At 67.8% G+C, this 15601-nt stretch carries 16 protein-coding genes; 11 read left to right on the top strand and 5 right to left on the bottom strand.

Going from position 1 to position 15601, the window contains the following annotated elements; all coding sequences use genetic code 11:
* The first annotated feature begins 35 nt into the window (after window positions 1–35).
* Together deoC and deoA are read left to right on the top strand one after the other, a co-directional pair.
* Complete coding sequence (deoC, locus tag GTW51_RS06050; RefSeq protein WP_163042987.1) at window positions 36–797, top strand: deoxyribose-phosphate aldolase; 762 nt, start codon at window positions 36–38, stop codon at window positions 795–797.
* Window positions 797–2110: a thymidine phosphorylase gene (deoA, locus tag GTW51_RS06045; protein WP_163042986.1), complete on the top strand. Its 1314-nt coding sequence runs from the start codon at window positions 797–799 to the stop codon at window positions 2108–2110. The genes deoC and deoA overlap by 1 nt, the downstream gene beginning before the upstream one ends.
* Before the next feature lie 22 nt (window positions 2111–2132).
* Here deoA and GTW51_RS06040 read toward each other — a convergent pair whose 3' ends face one another.
* The 5 genes from GTW51_RS06040 to GTW51_RS06020 all read right to left on the bottom strand — a co-directional run bounded on the left by GTW51_RS06040 (window position 2133) and on the right by GTW51_RS06020 (window position 6337).
* Window positions 2133–2660 (bottom strand): retropepsin-like aspartic protease family protein, encoded by a 528-nt coding sequence (locus GTW51_RS06040; RefSeq protein ID WP_163042985.1) that lies wholly within the window; start codon window positions 2658–2660, stop codon window positions 2133–2135.
* Window positions 2661–2809: 149 nt separating this feature from the next.
* Window positions 2810–3439: a uracil phosphoribosyltransferase gene (upp, locus tag GTW51_RS06035; RefSeq protein ID WP_163042984.1), complete on the bottom strand. Its 630-nt coding sequence runs from the start codon at window positions 3437–3439 to the stop codon at window positions 2810–2812.
* Window positions 3440–3476: 37 nt separating this feature from the next.
* Window positions 3477–4472 carry an adenosine deaminase gene (locus tag GTW51_RS06030; protein ID WP_163043033.1) on the bottom strand — a complete coding sequence of 332 codons (996 nt, stop codon included), beginning with the start codon at window positions 4470–4472 and terminating at the stop codon, window positions 3477–3479.
* Window positions 4473–4519: 47 nt separating this feature from the next.
* Window positions 4520–5716: a phosphopentomutase gene (locus GTW51_RS06025; RefSeq protein ID WP_163042983.1), complete on the bottom strand. Its 1197-nt coding sequence runs from the start codon at window positions 5714–5716 to the stop codon at window positions 4520–4522.
* Window positions 5717–5863: 147 nt separating this feature from the next.
* On the bottom strand, window positions 5864–6337 hold the full coding sequence (locus GTW51_RS06020; RefSeq protein WP_163042982.1) for a pilus assembly protein N-terminal domain-containing protein: 474 nt from the start codon (window positions 6335–6337) through the stop codon (window positions 5864–5866).
* 227 nt (window positions 6338–6564) lie between these two features.
* On the opposite strand from GTW51_RS06020, the gene GTW51_RS06015 reads away from it, so the two are divergent.
* From GTW51_RS06015 to GTW51_RS05975, 9 genes are all read left to right on the top strand, one after another.
* Window positions 6565–6735 (top strand): Flp family type IVb pilin, encoded by a 171-nt coding sequence (locus GTW51_RS06015; protein WP_163042981.1) that lies wholly within the window; start codon window positions 6565–6567, stop codon window positions 6733–6735.
* A 113-nt stretch (window positions 6736–6848) separates the two neighbouring features.
* Entirely contained in the window at window positions 6849–7370 is a 522-nt protein-coding gene (locus GTW51_RS06010; RefSeq protein WP_163042980.1) for an A24 family peptidase, read from the top strand.
* Window positions 7371–7492: 122 nt separating this feature from the next.
* On the top strand, window positions 7493–8314 hold the full coding sequence (gene cpaB, locus GTW51_RS06005) for a Flp pilus assembly protein CpaB (RefSeq protein WP_163042979.1): 822 nt from the start codon (window positions 7493–7495) through the stop codon (window positions 8312–8314).
* Between the two features lie 11 nt (window positions 8315–8325).
* Entirely contained in the window at window positions 8326–9927 is a 1602-nt protein-coding gene (locus GTW51_RS06000) for a type II and III secretion system protein family protein (protein WP_163042978.1), read from the top strand.
* Window positions 9928–9947: 20 nt separating this feature from the next.
* Entirely contained in the window at window positions 9948–10667 is a 720-nt protein-coding gene (locus tag GTW51_RS05995) for a CpaD family pilus assembly protein (RefSeq protein WP_343033922.1), read from the top strand.
* A complete protein-coding gene (locus GTW51_RS05990; protein WP_163042976.1) occupies window positions 10661–11941 on the top strand; it encodes a CpaE/TadZ family protein in 1281 nt (426 codons plus the stop codon). The genes GTW51_RS05995 and GTW51_RS05990 overlap by 7 nt, the downstream gene beginning before the upstream one ends.
* 36 nt (window positions 11942–11977) lie before the next feature.
* Entirely contained in the window at window positions 11978–13468 is a 1491-nt protein-coding gene (locus GTW51_RS05985; RefSeq protein WP_163042975.1) for a TadA family conjugal transfer-associated ATPase, read from the top strand.
* Window positions 13468–14478 (top strand): type II secretion system F family protein, encoded by a 1011-nt coding sequence (locus GTW51_RS05980; protein WP_163042974.1) that lies wholly within the window; start codon window positions 13468–13470, stop codon window positions 14476–14478. Before GTW51_RS05985 ends, GTW51_RS05980 begins: the two co-directional genes overlap by 1 nt.
* 64 nt (window positions 14479–14542) lie before the next feature.
* On the top strand, window positions 14543–15535 hold the full coding sequence (locus GTW51_RS05975) for a type II secretion system F family protein (RefSeq protein WP_163042973.1): 993 nt from the start codon (window positions 14543–14545) through the stop codon (window positions 15533–15535).
* Window positions 15536–15601 lie beyond the last annotated feature (66 nt).

The following is a 15601-nucleotide window of genomic DNA, read 5'->3' as shown; positions in this document are numbered from 1 at the left end:
CGACGTGGCCCGACGGAATTCTGAGAAAGCCTGAGATGAACGAACATTCCGATGCCGACGCAGCGCGTGCCCTGATCGCCTGTCTCGACCTGACCAATTTGAACGACGACTGCACCGAGGCGGATATCGCGGCGCTCTGCAAGCGCGCCGAGACGCCGCAGGGACGCGTCGCGGCGATCTGCATCTGGCCGCGCTTCGTCGCCCTGGCGCGGTCGCTCGCTGCACCGGAACTGCGCATCGCCACGGTGGTGAATTTTCCGCACGGATCGGATGATCCGGAACGCACCGCTAAGGACGCCGCTGCGGCGCTGTCGGATGGCGCCGACGAGATCGACATGGTGATCGACTATCGCCGGCTGGCCGACACGCCCGGCCATGTCGAACGCCAGGTGCGGACGGTGAAGCAGGCTGTCGGGCCGAAGCTCCTGAAGGCGATCCTCGAGACCGGCGAACTGGCGACGCCGGACCTCATCGCGCAGGCCGCGCAGGAAGCGCTCGCCGGCGGCGCCGACTTCCTCAAGACCTCGACCGGCAAGACCGCCCGCCATGCCAGCCTCGAAGCAGCGACGATCATGCTGCAAGCGATCGCCGCCCATGGCGGCACGGTCGGCCTGAAGGCCTCCGGCGGCATCCGCTCCTTCGAGGACGCCCGGTCCTACCGCGACCTGGTCGAGGAATTCTGCGGCACCGGCTGGGCCGGTCCGGAGCATTTCCGCATCGGCGCCTCCGCCGTCCTCGGCGACTTCCTGGCGGTCGCGGGCGGCACGGCCCGCGCCACCCACAAGGCAACCTATTGATGCTGCCGCAGGAGGTCATCCGCGCCAAGCGCGATGGCGGGACGCTCGAGGCGGCGGACATCAAGGCATTCGTCGCCGGCTTTGCCGGCGAACGCGTCACCGAGGGGCAGGTGGCGGCCTTCGCCATGGCGGTGTTCTTCCGGGGCTTGGAGACGCCGGAGACCGTCGCGCTGACCGAAGCGATGCGCGATTCCGGCGACGTGCTCGACTGGTCGGACCTCGACCGGCCGGTGGTCGACAAGCATTCGACCGGCGGGGTCGGCGACAATGTCTCGCTGATGCTGGCGCCGATCGTCGCCGCTTGCGGCGCGGCGGTGCCGATGATCTCCGGTCGCGGCCTCGGCCATACCGGCGGCACGCTCGACAAGCTGGAAGCGATCCCCGGCTACGACGTGGCGCCCGACAACGCCACCTTCCGCCGGACGGTGCGCGAGGTGGGCTGCGCGATCATCGGCCAGACCGCCCGCCTCGCCCCGGCTGACGCGCGTTTCTACGGCGTCCGAGACGTCACAGCGACGGTGGAATCGATCCCGCTGATTACCGCCTCGATCCTGTCGAAGAAGCTGGCGGCGGGGCTCGAGGGCCTCGTCCTCGACGTCAAGACCGGCTCCGGCGCCTTCATGGCCCGGCCGGAGGACGCGAAGGCCCTGGCGGCCAGCCTCGTCGGCGTGGCGAACGGCGCGGGTCTCAGGACCACCGCGCTGATCACGCGGATGGACGAGGCGCTGGCATCGGCGGCGGGCAACGCCGTCGAAATCCGCAACGCCGTCGGTTTTCTTACCGGCGCGCAGCGCGATCCGGCACTGGAGGCGGTGACACTGGCGCTCGCGGCGGAAATGCTCATGCTGGCAGGGCTTGCGACGACGCCGGCCGACGGCCATCGCCTGGCGACGGCGGCGCTGGACGATGGGCGCGCGGCCGAACGCTTCGGCGAGATGGTCGCGGCCCTCGGCGGGCCGGTGGATTTCGTCGAGCGGGTCGACGCTTATCTGCCGCAGGCGCCGCTGGTTCGCGACGTGACGGCCGAACGGAATGGCACCGTCGCCAGCGTCGAGACCCGCAGCCTCGGCCTTGCTGTCGTTGAGCTCGGCGGTGGACGGACCCGGCCGCAGGACGCTGTCGACCATGCCGTGGGCTTGAGCGACCTCGTGCCGATCGGCCGGCATGTGGCGAAGGGCGAGCCGCTTGCCCGCATCCACGCCCGCGACGAGGCCGCACTGGAACGGGCCGCCGCGACGCTCCGGTCGGCCTACACGCTGGCCGAGGTGCCTTCGCGCGGCCCGGCGCCGGCGGTCATCGAACGGATCGGCTGAGCGCCGGCCGGCACGTCCGCCGTCACTGGCGGAGCGTCAGCTGGGCGCCGTCGCTCTCGAAGCTGAGCTGGTTGAGGAAGCTCATGCCGAGCAGCGCGGTTGGCAGCGTCCCGTCGCGCATGACCATCGCGTCGACATTGCGCACCGTGAGCGTGCCCAGCTCGATGCGGTCGAGCCGGGCGATGGCGGCGGGGGCAGGCCCATTGGCGGTCTGCACCGTACGGCGCCAGTCGCTGGCGCCCAGCACGACGCCGAGGCGGCGGGCGGTCGCCGCGTCGATGGCGACCAGGGGCGCGCCGGTGTCGACCAGCACGGAAACCGGTCGACCGTTCATCCGCACGTCGGTGCGGAAATGCCCGTCGCGATCGGCGGTCAGCCGCGCCGCCCGGCCGGGGACGGCGGGCGCCACGGCAGCGTCCTGGACCGTCGGCGCGGGGTCCAGCGTCTCGACCTGCCCCGACAGCATCTGCGCCCGGTAGCGCTCGAACACCGACGGTGCGGCAAGCCCGACGAGGGACGAGACGACGAGGACGAGGACGAATTTCGACATGGCGGCCGGCCTGCGCGGTTGCGGGTCGCAGACAGGCTGGGATGTCGAGCTTAAGGTTCTGGCAGGAGCGACCCCCTGCCGCCCGGAATTCTGCGGTCGGGGTTGCCGGGACGTTAATGCCTGCGTCGATTCCCTGAGGATGGGCGGGTCTATTTCGTCCCGTACATCCGGTCGCCGGCATCCCCGAGGCCGGGAACGATATAGCCCTTCTCGTTGAGATGGCTGTCGATGGCGGCGGTGAACACCGGGATGTCCGGATGCGCCGTGCGGAACCGCTCGATGCCCTCCGGCGCGGCGAGCAGGCACAGGAACCGGATATTCCTCGCGCCCCGCTCCTTCAGCTTGTCCATCGCGGCGATCGCCGAATTCGCCGTCGCCAGCATCGGGTCGACGACGATGACCACGCGGTTGGCGAGGTCCTCCGGCGCCTTGAAGTAGTATTCGACCGGCTGCAGCGTCTCGTGGTCGCGGTAGAGGCCGATATGCGCGACCCGCGCCGCCGGGACGAGATCCAGCATGCCTTCCAGGAGGCCGTTTCCGGCCCGCAGGATCGAGGCGAAGACCAGCTTCTTGCCCTCCAGCACGGGCGAGTCCATCGGCTGCAGCGGCGTCTCGATGCGGATCATCGTCAGGTCGAGATTGCGCGTGACCTCGTAGCAGAGCAGCGTCGAGATCTCGCGGAGCAGCCGGCGAAAGCTGGCCGTCGAGGTCTCCTTGTTGCGCATCAGCGTGAGCTTGTGCTGGACCAGCGGGTGGTCGATGACGGTGACGCCGTCCATGGGGCCTCGCTTTCCTGTCTGCCGTTTCGCTTCCTGCTTAACCGCCCGCCGAAGGCGCGCCAAGTGCGATCGCCGCGCGGCCGAGACGATCGAGCAGGCGGTGGCGCGTCGCGTCGTCGACGAACGCCGCCTCGATCGCCTGGCGGGTGAAGCCGAGCCGGGTGCCGGCATCGATCCCCGCTTCGGCGGCGAACGCGTACTCGTCGGCGAGCGTCGTCCGGAAGAACGGCGGGTCGTCGGAATTGAGCGTCACCCGCACGCCGGCCGAGACGAGCCGCTTCAGCGGATGCGAGGCGGCGTCCGGGTAGATGCCGAGCGCGAGGTTCGAGCCCGGGCAGACTTCCAGCACGATGCCTTCGCCGACGATACGCCGCACGAGCTCGGGGTCCTCGATGGCGCGCACGCCGTGGCCGATGCGCGACGGCTTCAGCGCATCGAGCGCCGCGCGCACGCTCTCCGGGCCGCAAAGCTCTCCGGCATGGGCGGTGAGGCCGAGCCCGGCGTCGCGGGCAATGGCGAAGGCCCGGGCGAAGTCGGCCGGCGTGCCGATGCGTTCGTCACCCGCCAGCCCGAAGCCGGTCACGAGGGGATGGCTTGGCCTGGCGGCAAAGCGTGCCGCCCGCTCCACCGCCTCGGGCCCGAGATGGCGGACCCCGACGACGATCATCCGCGCCTCGATGCCGCTTTCCTGCCGCGCCTGCTCGATGCCGCGCGACAGGCTGGCGACATAGGCCTCCGGGGCCAGACCGGCCTCGCACGCATGGTCGGGCGAGACGAAGAACTCGGCGTAGATCGCACCGGCCGCGGCAAGCCGGCCGAGATGGTCGGCGGCGAGGTCGGCATAGTCCGCCTCGCTGCGAAAGACGCTGGAGGCACGGTCGTAGGCGGCAAGGAAACTGGTGAAGTCGTGCCAGACATAATGCCCGTCGCGGATGATGCCGCTGACGTCGATGCCGTGGCGCGCCGCATGGGCGCGGACGAGGTCGGGATGGGCGGCGCCCTCGATATGGCAGTGGAGTTCGGCCATCGGCATTACCCCGCCCCGCCTTGCACGGGCGACTGCCGGCGAGGGTGCTTCGCTCACAGGAAGCTCGTGCCGTGCCGGCCGGCGGGAAGTTTCAGATGTGCCGCGACGCTCTCGCCGATATCGGCGAAAGTGTCGCGATGGCCGAGCGGGCCGGGCGCCACGTCCGGCCCGAAGACCAGCAAAGGGACGTTTTCGCGCGTGTGGTCGCTGCCCGTACATGTCGGGTCGCAGCCATGGTCGGCGGTGATGATCGCGAGGTCCCCCGGCTGCAGCCTGGCTTCCAGTTCCGGCAGAAGCGCGTCGAACGCCTCGAGTGCCGCAGCATAGCCCGCGACGTCGCGGCGATGGCCGTGGAGCATGTCGAAATCGACGAAATTGGCGAAGACCAGGTCGCCATCCGCCACGTCGTCGAGCGCGCCGAGCATCGCGTCGAACAGCGCGTCGTTGCCGTCGCCCTTGCGCACCTCGCTGATGCCCTGGCCGGCGAAGATGTCGCCGATCTTGCCGATGGCGATGACCTTGCGGCCGGCAGCAACGGCCCGGTCGAGCAACGTCGGCTCCGGCGGCGGCACCGAATAGTCCCGTCGGTTGGCGGTTCGCCGGAAGCTCGCCGCGTCTTCGCCGATGAACGGCCGCGCGATCACCCGGCCGATATTCAGCGGATCGACGTGCCGGCGCGCGATCGCGCAGAGCTCGTACAGGCGCTCGAGCCCGAAATGCGTCTCGTGGGCGGCGATCTGCAGCACGCTGTCGGTGGAGGTGTAGAAAATCGGCCGCCCGCTCGCGACGCTCTCTTCGCCGAGTTCCTCGATGATCTCGGTGCCGGAGGCATGGCGATCTCCGAGGATGCCGGGAATGGCGCTGTCGTCGACGATCTGCTGGATCAGCGACGCGGGGAAGGCCGGTATCGTGCGCGGGAAATAGCCCCAGTCGAACAGGACCGGCACGCCGGCGATCTCCCAATGGCCCGAGGGCGTATCCTTGCCGCGCGAGGTTTCGCCCGCCGTGCCGTAGCGCCCCGTGACGGGCGCCTCGCCATGATCATGGCCGGTGGCACGATACAGCCCGAGGCGGCGAAGGTTCGGCAGGGCGAGGGGGCCGGCGCGCAGGCCGGTCCGATCGGCGTTGCCGGCCTCTGCCGCGGCGAGGATGTGGCCGAACGTGTCGGCGCCGACGTCACCGAAGGCCTCGGCATCCCGGGCGCCGCCGACCCCGAAGGAGTCCATGACCATGAGTATTGCGCGACCCAACAATCTCTCCTCGCGGGCTTCTGCGGGAGTGCCTGCCGTCGCCTGTCACAACCGGCGAGCAGTGCTCCCTCTGTCCGAAGAGATAGGCGGAAACGGGCGAAAATCAGGAGGCAGGTCCGGCGCCGTATGGCTATCGCGCGTCGGCGCTCAGCGCTTGGCGGCGTCGGCGGCCATCTGCTGGCGCGTGGCGTATTGCTGCGTCGCCTGCATGAAGGCGTCGGCATTGTCGCCGATCGTCACCGTCGGCTCGCATTTCGGCGCGCAGGCGTAGGTGACGCGATTTGCCTGCCGGAACACCCGCACGGTGTTGGCTTCGAAGGTCTGCACCGCCACCTGCTCGTCGAGGATCGTTTCGCCGCCGGCGTCCAGGATCACCACGTTGGTGATGCCGTAGCTCTTGCCGGTGAGCACCAGGCGCTCCGAGCTGAGAACCTCGATGTCGACGATCGCCGGGTTGCCGACGATGACGGTGGCGGCCGGCCGGTCGATCTGGAGGATGCGGGCATGGTCGACGGCGACGCCGAGGATGTCGCCCGTGTCCGCGGCGCGGACGGGTCCCGCGCAGAGAACGGCGACGCCGAGCGCGAGAAGGGGCAGAACCCGGGAAAGGCATGACGTCATCAGGCTGGCCTGCATGCGAGGGCGGTTGCGATATTCGTATAAGCCAAGGGTAAACGCAGCATTAATGAAGATCTATAGTAATCTTTCCTGGGAACCTGCCGGGGTCATGTAATGAAAATTCAACCAAGAAGCTTAAGCCGTTCGCAAGGGCCTGCGGGTACATTCGGTTATCCGATCGACGAAAACAGTCGACGGGAGTGCTGAAAACGGGTTTTCAAGGAGTTCCCATGTCCAAGCTTTTCGTTCGCTTCGCCAAAGACAAGTCCGGCGCCACCGCCATCGAATACGCCCTCATCGCCGGCCTGATGGCGACGGCGCTGATCGCCATCTTCGCCACCCTCGGCGACAACCTGACGACCGCTTTTGCCAGCATCGGCAGCAGCATGCAGCCGCAGTAAGCATTGGCCGGCACAGGCCCCGGCATCGGCCGAGCGGGCCGGCATGTACCTCGGCACCGGGACGGCGGCATCGTTCACCGTCCCGGTCTCGCGTTGAACGGAAGGATCTTGCCATGCTCGTCGCCCTGCTGATCCTGATCTTTCCCTTTGCAATGATCTATGCGGCCATGAGCGACCTCGTCTCGATGACGATCGCCAACCGGGTATCCGTTGCTCTTGTCGTCGCCTTTCCGATCGCCGCCCTGCTCGTCGGCCTGCCCGCGGGCGTGATCGGCGCCCATTTCGCCGTGGCTTTTGCCTGCCTCACGGTGACCTTCGGCATGTTCGCCGCGGGCTGGATGGGGGGCGGTGACGCCAAGCTGCTGGCCGCGACCGCCCTGTGGTTCGGCCCGACGCCGGCGCTGGTCGAGTACATGCTTTTCGGTGCGGTCTTCGGCGGAATCCTGACGCTGGCGATTCTGCTTTCTCGGGCCATGCTCGCCCCTGTTACCGGGATCGTCTTCGTCGACCGCCTGCTGGCTCCCGAGACCGGCATTCCCTATGGCATCGCGCTCGGTGCGGCAGGCCTTGCGGTCTTTTCCGGCAGTGTCTGGATGGACCATGCTGTCGCGAACCTGTCCATGGCAGCTTTCTGAACACTTCTTTGCTTCGGCATAGCGGCTTTACAGGTTTCGTTAACCATACATTGAGAGTTTCACGGCGATAACCATCGCTAACGAGCCGCGTTCCTGCGGCACTGTTGGCGGAGGTCGATCGGATGAAACTTGCGCGTCTCGCGGTCGTCGCCGTTGCCCTCGTTGCAGCCCTCGGTGCCGGCATTCTCGCCCTCAACCTGTCGCAGCCGGCCCCGGTCGAGCCGGTGATCATCACCGCCGAACCGGCCGAGCCGCCGATCAAGCTTGTCGACGTTCTCGCCACGACGACCGACCTGTCCATGGGCACGCCCGTGGAAGGGGCCCTTTCCTGGCAGAAATGGCCCGAAGACGGCGTCGGGCCGACCTTGATCCTGAAGCAGAACCGCCCCGAGGCGATCGAGGAACTCAAGGGCTCGATCGCCCGCCAGTCCTTCTTTGCCGGCGAACCGGTGCGCGAGGCCAAGCTGATCCAGGCCGATCGCGGGTTCATGTCGGCGATCCTGCCGGCGGGCAAGCGGGCTCTTGCGATCCAGATCGCGGCGGAGACCTCGGCGGGCGGCTTCGTCCTGCCCAACGACCATGTCGACGTCATCATGACGCGGCGCCAGCCCAGCACCAACGGCGAGGCCGACCGCTTCGTCACCGAGACCGTGCTGCGCAACCTGCGGGTCCTCGCCATCGACCAGACGATCGAGGAGCAGGACGGCCAGAAGGTGGTCGTCGGCTCGACGGCGACGCTCGAGGTCGATCCCGACCAGGCCGAGGCGTTGACCGCGGCCCAGCAGATGGCCGACCGCCTGGTCCTGTCGCTGCGCTCGCTGGCGGACTCGGTGCCCGGCTCGCCCGGCTATGCCGCCTTCCTGCTTGCCCAGGAGAATGCCGCGAACGGCCGGATCAAGGTCATTCGCTACGGTCAGACCACCGACATCACCACCAGCAAATGACGAGCCGACCGATGACCGCACTTTCCCCCTACGATCGGTTTCGGGCCGGGCTTCGCCGGTCGGTGCTCGCCCTCGGCGCCGTCTCGATGGTCCTCGCGCCGCTCTCGCCGTCCCAGGCGGTGGCCCAGACCGTTGTCAATGTCGGGCAGGGCGTCCAGCCGGTCAGTCTCGGGCTCAACAAGACCAAGGTCATCGTGCTCGCCTCCGATGCGCACGACATCCTCGTCGCCAATCCCGCCGTCGCCGACGCGGTGACCCGCGATGCGCGGCGGATCTACATCTTCGGCAAGCAGGTCGGGCAGACCAACATCGTCGTCTTCGACGGCCAGAACCGGCAGATCGCCTCGATCGACCTGCGCATCGAGCGTGACATCGGTGGTCTCGAGGCCTCGATCCGCAAATACGTGCCGGGCTCCGAGGTCACGGTGGAGATGCTGAACGACAACGTCGTCCTGACCGGCAGCGTGCAGACGCCCCAGGATGCGGCCAAGGTCGAACGCCTCGCCCGCATCTTCGTCACCGGCGGCGAGGCGACGACCGGCCAGTATATCCAATCGGCGACGGCTTCCGGCGGCGTAGGTGGCGGCGACGGCGACGTCGCCTTCGCCCAGGAGGACAGGCAGCGGAGCCAGATCGTCAACCTCCTGCAGATCGCCGGCGAGGATCAGGTCACGCTGAAGGTCACCGTCGCCGAGGTCCAGCGCTCGGTCATCAAGCAGCTCGGTATCAACGGCATCGGGCGGGGCTCGTCGGACGGCATCGGCTTTGGCGCATTCGGCGACAATCCCTCTGGTCTCGGCCGGGTTATTTCGAGCGCCGGCGGCTATTTGTTAAACGGCGGCAGCAGCGTCAACGGTATCTCGGCCCAGCTGAACGCCATGGAGCAGGCGGGCGTGATGCGCACCCTCGCCGAGCCGACGCTGACGGCGATCTCCGGCGAGAAGGCGAGCTTCAAGGTCGGCGGCGAGTTCACCGTCCCCTCGGGACAATCGGTGACGCCGGACGAGGTGACCAACATTCGCGACGCCAACGGCCGCATCGTCGATACGGAGACCGTCGAAGGCTACACGACCATCGAGACGCGCGAGATCGACTACGGCATCGGGCTGGATTTCACCCCGGTCGTGCTTTCTCCGGGGCGCATCAGCCTGAAGATCCGCACCAGCGTCTCCGAGCCGACCTTCGAGAACCCCTTCCATCTCAGCGGTGACTCGGCCAGCCGAGGCCTGAGCGTCGTCGGCATCCGCAAGCGCCTCGCCGACACCACGGTAGAGCTGCCCTCCGGCGGATCCCTGGTCATCGCCGGCCTGGTCCGAGACGAGGTTCGCCAGGTGATCTCCGGCTTCCCGGGCCTTTCCAAGATCCCGGTGCTGGGCACGCTGTTCCGCTCGCGCGACTTCCAGCGCTACGAGACCGAGCTGGTGGTGATCGTCACGCCCTATCTCGTGCGTCCGGTGGCGCGGCAGGCGCTCGCCCGGCCCGACGATGGGCTGGCCATCTCGAGCGACGGCGCCGGCAACTTCCTCGGCCGCGTCAACCGCGTCTACGGCCACATGGAAACCAAGCTGCCGCCCGGCCGGTACCACGGCGTCGTGGGCTTCATCTACAAATGAGCGCGTCGGGGAGATCGAACGTGACATCGCCATTCAGATCCCGCGGCGCCGCGCGCCGGCTGTTCGCCCGCCCGGCGCAGTGCCTGCCGCTGCTCGCACTGCTGCTCGCCGGCGGCTGCGCCAACGTCCACCACGTCGAGGTCGGTGCCATCCCGGACGATTACCGCACCCGTCACCCGATCGTGGTGTCCGAGGCCGAGACCGCCCTCGACATTCCGGTCGTGGTGTCCGACGGGGCGCTGTCCTACGCCAACAGGGGCCGGGTGGAGGATTTCGCCGATCGCTTCCGCGCCTCCGGCGCCGACTTTATCCAGGTGCAGCTGCCGTCCGGTTCGATGAACCAGTACGCGGCGGACCGGGTGTCACACGATATCGTCAAGGTGCTGAACGGGCGCCGTGTTGCCCGCGACCGGGTCTTCGTCCAGCCTTATCCGGCGGTCGGCGCCAGCGGTCCGACGCCGATCCGCCTCGCCTTCACGACCCTCGTCGCCAAGACCGGACCGTGCGGGCGCTGGCCCACGGATCTCGCCGAGACCTCGCAGAACAAGAACTACCACAATTTCGGCTGCGCCTCGCAGCAGAACCTCGCGGCGCAGATCGCCGACCCGCGCGACCTCCTGTCGCCGCGCGGCGTCGACACGATCGACGCGGAACGCCGGACCACCGTCCTCGACAACTATCGCCGGGGCGTGCGCACGACGTCACAAGCCCCCGAGACCGAAAGCGACTACGAATGGTAGTATCGGAGAGCATCATCGATCTGTCCGGCGGCGAGGCCGAAACCCGCGCCATCGAGATGAGTCCGGACGCGCTGCAGGACGTCCGTCCGATCCCGCGCGTCTCGATCCAGGCTTTCTGCGAGACCGACGGCGTGGCCAAGCCCATCGAGAAGGCGGGCCTCGATCGCCGGATGGCCAAGGCCCATCTCAGGGTACACAAAGGCGGTATCCGTGCCGCGGCGGAGCATTTCTCCAGCGCGCCGACGCCGAACCTCGTCATCCTCGAATCGCGCTATCCGCCCGGCGAACTCGTCGAGGAGCTGGAAGCGCTTGCCGATGTCTGCGATCCGGGGTCGAAAGTCGTCGTCATTGGCCATTACAACGACGTCACGCTCTACCGCGACCTGATGCGGCGGGGAATCTCGGAATATCTCGTCGCGCCGATCTCGATCGCCGACGTCATGGAAGTGATCGGATCGCTGTTCACGGCGCCGGATGCCGAGCCCCTCGGCCGTTCGATCGCCTTCATTGGCGCCAAGGGCGGCGTCGGCTCCTCGACCATCGCGCACAACGTCGCCTGGGCGATCTCCAAGCGCTTTTCCAGCGACGTCGTCCTCGCCGATCTCGACCTGCCCTTCGGCACGGCGAACATCAATTTCGACCAGGATCCGGCCCAGGGCATCGCCGAGGCGATCTTCTCGGCCGATCGGATGGACGACGTGCTGCTCGACCGGTTGCTGTCGAAATGCGCCGAGCATCTGTCGCTGCTGGCGGCGCCCTCGGCGCTGGACCGCACCTACGACTTCGCCGGTGACGCCTTCAACGCGCTGATCGAGGCCGCCCAGCGCGGCGCGCCGGTGGTGGCGCTCGACGTGCCGCATGCCTGGGGCGACTGGACGCGCAGCGTCCTGACGCGCGCCGACCAGATCGTCATCACGGCAACCCCCGACCTCGCCAACCTGCGCAACACCAAGAATCTCGTCGACACGCTGCGCAAGCTTCGGCCGAACGACCCGCCGCCGCATCTGGTGCTCAACCAGCTGGCAATCCCGAAGCGGCCGGAGATCGAGCCGGGCGAGTTCTGCGATCCGCTCGGCCTCGAGCCGATCGCCCAGATCGCGTTCGACCCGCAGATGTTCGGCAAGGCAGCAAACAACGGGCAGATGGTGGTGGAGACCGATCCCAGGCATGCGGCGGTCGCGGCGTTCGATCACATCGCCCACGTGCTGACCGGTCGTCACGAAGGCCGCAAGCCGAAGAAGTCGAGCCTCTTCAGCCGGCTTCGCGGCAAATAGTCCGGCATCGGCACAAAGGCAGGAGCGGAGATCATCATGTTCGGAAAGCGCGGGAACGAGAAGCCGCTCGCTCGCCCGGCTGCAGCGCAGCCGGCCTCGCCGCCACCGCCGGCGGCGCCCAGCCTGCCGTCCGGCTTGCGCGATGCCGTGGCGGTCATGGCTGCACCGACCGCCCCGTCGGCGCCGGCACGTGACGTCCAGCGGTCGGGCGAACGCATGCCCGGCGTGCGCCCCGACAGCTATTACGAGCGCAAGGCGCAGGTCTTCACAGCCCTGATCGATACGATCGACCTGTCGCAGCTGGCCCGGCTCGACGCCGAGAGCGCCCGCGAGGAAATCCGCGACATCGTCAACGACATCATTGCGATCAAGAGTTTCGCGATGTCCATCGCCGAGCAGGAAGAACTGCTCGGCGATATCTGCAACGACGTCCTCGGTTATGGTCCGCTCGAGCCGTTGCTGGCGCGCGACGACATAGCCGACATCATGGTCAACGGCTCCCGCCACACCTTCATCGAAGTCGGCGGCAAGATCGAAGAGACCAACATCCGGTTCCGCGACAACCAGCAGCTCCTGAATATCTGCCAGCGCATCGTGAGCCAGGTCGGCCGGCGCGTCGACGAGACCTCGCCGATCTGCGACGCACGCCTGCCCGACGGCAGCCGCGTCAACGTCATCGCGCCGCCGCTCGCCATAGACGGCGCGGCGCTCACGATCCGCAAGTTCAAGAAGGACAAGCTGACGCTCGACCAGCTGGTCAAGTTCGGCGCCATCACGCCGGAGGGCGCGGCGATCCTGCAGATCATCGGCCGGGTTCGCTGCAACGTCGTGATCTCCGGCGGCACCGGTTCCGGCAAGACCACCCTGCTGAACTGCCTGACCCGCTATATCGACGCGGACGAGCGCATCATCACCTGCGAGGACTCGGCCGAGCTGCAGCTGCAGCAGCCGCATGTCGTGCGGCTGGAAACGCGCCCGCCCAATATCGAGGGCGAGGGCGAGATCACCATGCGCGACCTCGTCAAGAACTGCCTGCGCATGCGGCCCGAGCGGATCATCGTCGGCGAGGTGCGCGGACCGGAAGTGTTCGACCTCCTGCAGGCGATGAACACCGGCCATGACGGCTCGATGGGCACGATCCACTCGAACTCGCCGCGCGAGTGCCTCAACCGTATCGAGTCGATGATCGCCATGGGCGGCTATTCGCTGCCCTCGCGAACGGTCAAGGAGATCATCGTCGGCTCGGTCGACGTCATCATCCAGGCGGCGCGCCTGCGCGACGGGTCCCGCCGGATCACCCACGTCACGGAAGTGCTCGGCATGGAAGGCGACGTCATCACCACGCAGGACATCTTCGTCTACGACATCATGGGCGAGGACGCGCAGGGCAACATCATCGGCCGGCATCGCTCCACCGGCGTCGGCCGCCCGGCCTTCTGGGACCGCGCCCGCTACTACAACGAGGAACAGCGTCTCGCCCAGGCGCTCGACGCCAGCAACGTCCCGGACGCGGCGGGAACGCGCTGATGCTGACCTCGGCCGCGGGCATCCTCTTCATCCTGCTGTCCACGATCGCCGCCGGCGGCCTGGCCTACGCGGTCCTGCAGCCGCGCATCACGTCCGAGAAGAAGGTCGAGGCGCGACGGTCGCAGTACAGCCGCGACGAGAACGACCGGGTCGCGGTCAAGTTCGCCCGCGAGCGCCTGCGCGAGCAGGACAAGCGCCGCAAGACCATCCAGACCTCGCTGAAGGAGCTCGAGGCGCGCACCCGCGAGCGCGACAGACTGACCGGCAAGCTGTCGCTGGCGCGCCGGCTCGAACAGGCGGGGCTGACCATCACTGCCCCGCAGTTCGTGTGGATCAGTGTCGGGACGGGCTTCTTCAGCGGGCTCCTGGCGCTGGTGTTCGGCGCGGGCCTCGTCGGATCGCTCGGCATCGCCATCGTCGGCGGGCTCGGCCTGCCGCGCTTCGCGCTGGCGCATCTGCGCAACAAGCGCCTGGCGAAATTCATCGAGGAATTTCCCAATGCCCTCGACCTGATCGTTCGCGGCATTCGCTCCGGCCTGCCGCTCAACGACACGCTGCGCATGATCGCCGGCGAGGCGGCCGAGCCCGTCAAGAGCGAATTCCGCAAGATCGTCGAGACGCAGCAGATGGGCGTCTCGACCTCCGAGGCGGTCGAACGCCTCTATCGCAACGTACCGACGGCCGAGACCAATTTCTTCTCCATCGTCATCACCATCCAGGCCCAGGCCGGCGGCAACCTGTCCGAGGCCATCTCCAACCTCTCCAAGGTGCTGCGCGAGCGCAAGAAGATGAAGGGCAAGATCCAGGCGATGTCGATGGAAGCCAAGGCCTCCGCGACGATCATCGGTGCGTTGCCGATCATCGTCGGCTTCCTCGTCTACCTGACGACGCCGGATTACATCGGGATCCTCTTCGAAACCCATTCGGGCAATCTGATCATGATCGTCGCGGCGGTCTGGATGGCGATCGGCGTGTTCACCATGAAGCGCATGATCAGCTTCGACTTCTGAGCGGGCAGGCCGCGCGGTAACCCGCCCGGCCGCAGGGAATACAGCCGGGAAAGGCCGCCGACTTATGCAATCGCTCTTCGATTTCCTGGGTGTCTCGAGCGCGATGGTGTTCAGCGCCGTCATCGCCATCGCGGTGTTCACCACGTTTCTCGCTTTCGCCATGCCGATGCTCGCCGGCAACCGCCTGCAGAACCGCATGCGTTCGGTAGCGCTCGAGCGCGACGAGATGCGGGCGCGCGAGCGGGCGCGGCTTGCCACCGAAAAGGAGAACGGCCGCGGCGCCGGCCTGCGCCAGCAGCAGAACCGGGGCATCGCGGCGCTGGTGGTCGAGCGACTGAACCTGCGCACGGCGCTCGCCGACGAGGGCACGGTCGCCAGCCTGCGGGTCGCCGGCTATCGCGGCCAGCGCCCGCTGACGCTGTTCCTGTTCGCCCGAGCCGTGCTGCCGCTGGTGATGCTCTCCGTCGCCCTGTTCTACGTGTTCGGTCTCGGCCTGTTGGCCGAACAGGCGACGATGATGCGCGTCGCGGTCTGCATCGGCATCGCCTATCTCGGCTTCTACGCGCCGATCCTGTTCGTGAAGAACCAGGCGGCCAAGCGCCGGCTGTCGATCCAGCGGGCGTGGCCGGATGCGCTCGATCTGCTGCTGATCTGCGTCGAATCCGGCAACTCCATCGAGGCGGCCTTTCGTAGGGTCGCCGAGGAGATCGGCATCCAGTCGATCCCGCTCGCCGAGGAGCTGGTGCTGGTCTGCGCCGAGCTGTCCTATCTGCCCGACCGCAAGGTGGCCTACGACAACCTGGCCGCGCGGACGGGGCTCGAAGGCGTGCGCGCCGTCACCACCGCACTCGTCCAGGCGGAGCGCTACGGCACGCCGCTCGGCAACGCACTCAGGGTTCTGGCGCAGGAAAATCGCGACATCCGGATGAACCTCGCGGAGAAGAAGGCCGCATCGCTGCCGCCGAAGCTCACCGTGCCGATGATCCTGTTCTTCCTGCCGGTGCTGTTCGCCGTGATCATCGGACCGGCAGCCATCCAGATCATGAAGCTGCAGTAGTCGCTGCCGCACCGCGCTTCGATGGCAGTCGGGAATCGAATGGGAAAAGGAGGGCTCGCGCTGGTG

The sequence above is a fragment of the Aurantimonas aggregata genome (genome assembly GCF_010500835.1).
Classification (GTDB): Bacteria; Pseudomonadota; Alphaproteobacteria; order Rhizobiales; family Rhizobiaceae; genus Aurantimonas; species Aurantimonas aggregata.
The sequence above is the reverse complement of the archived record's forward strand: the minus strand, read 5'-3'. Positions and strand labels throughout refer to the sequence as shown.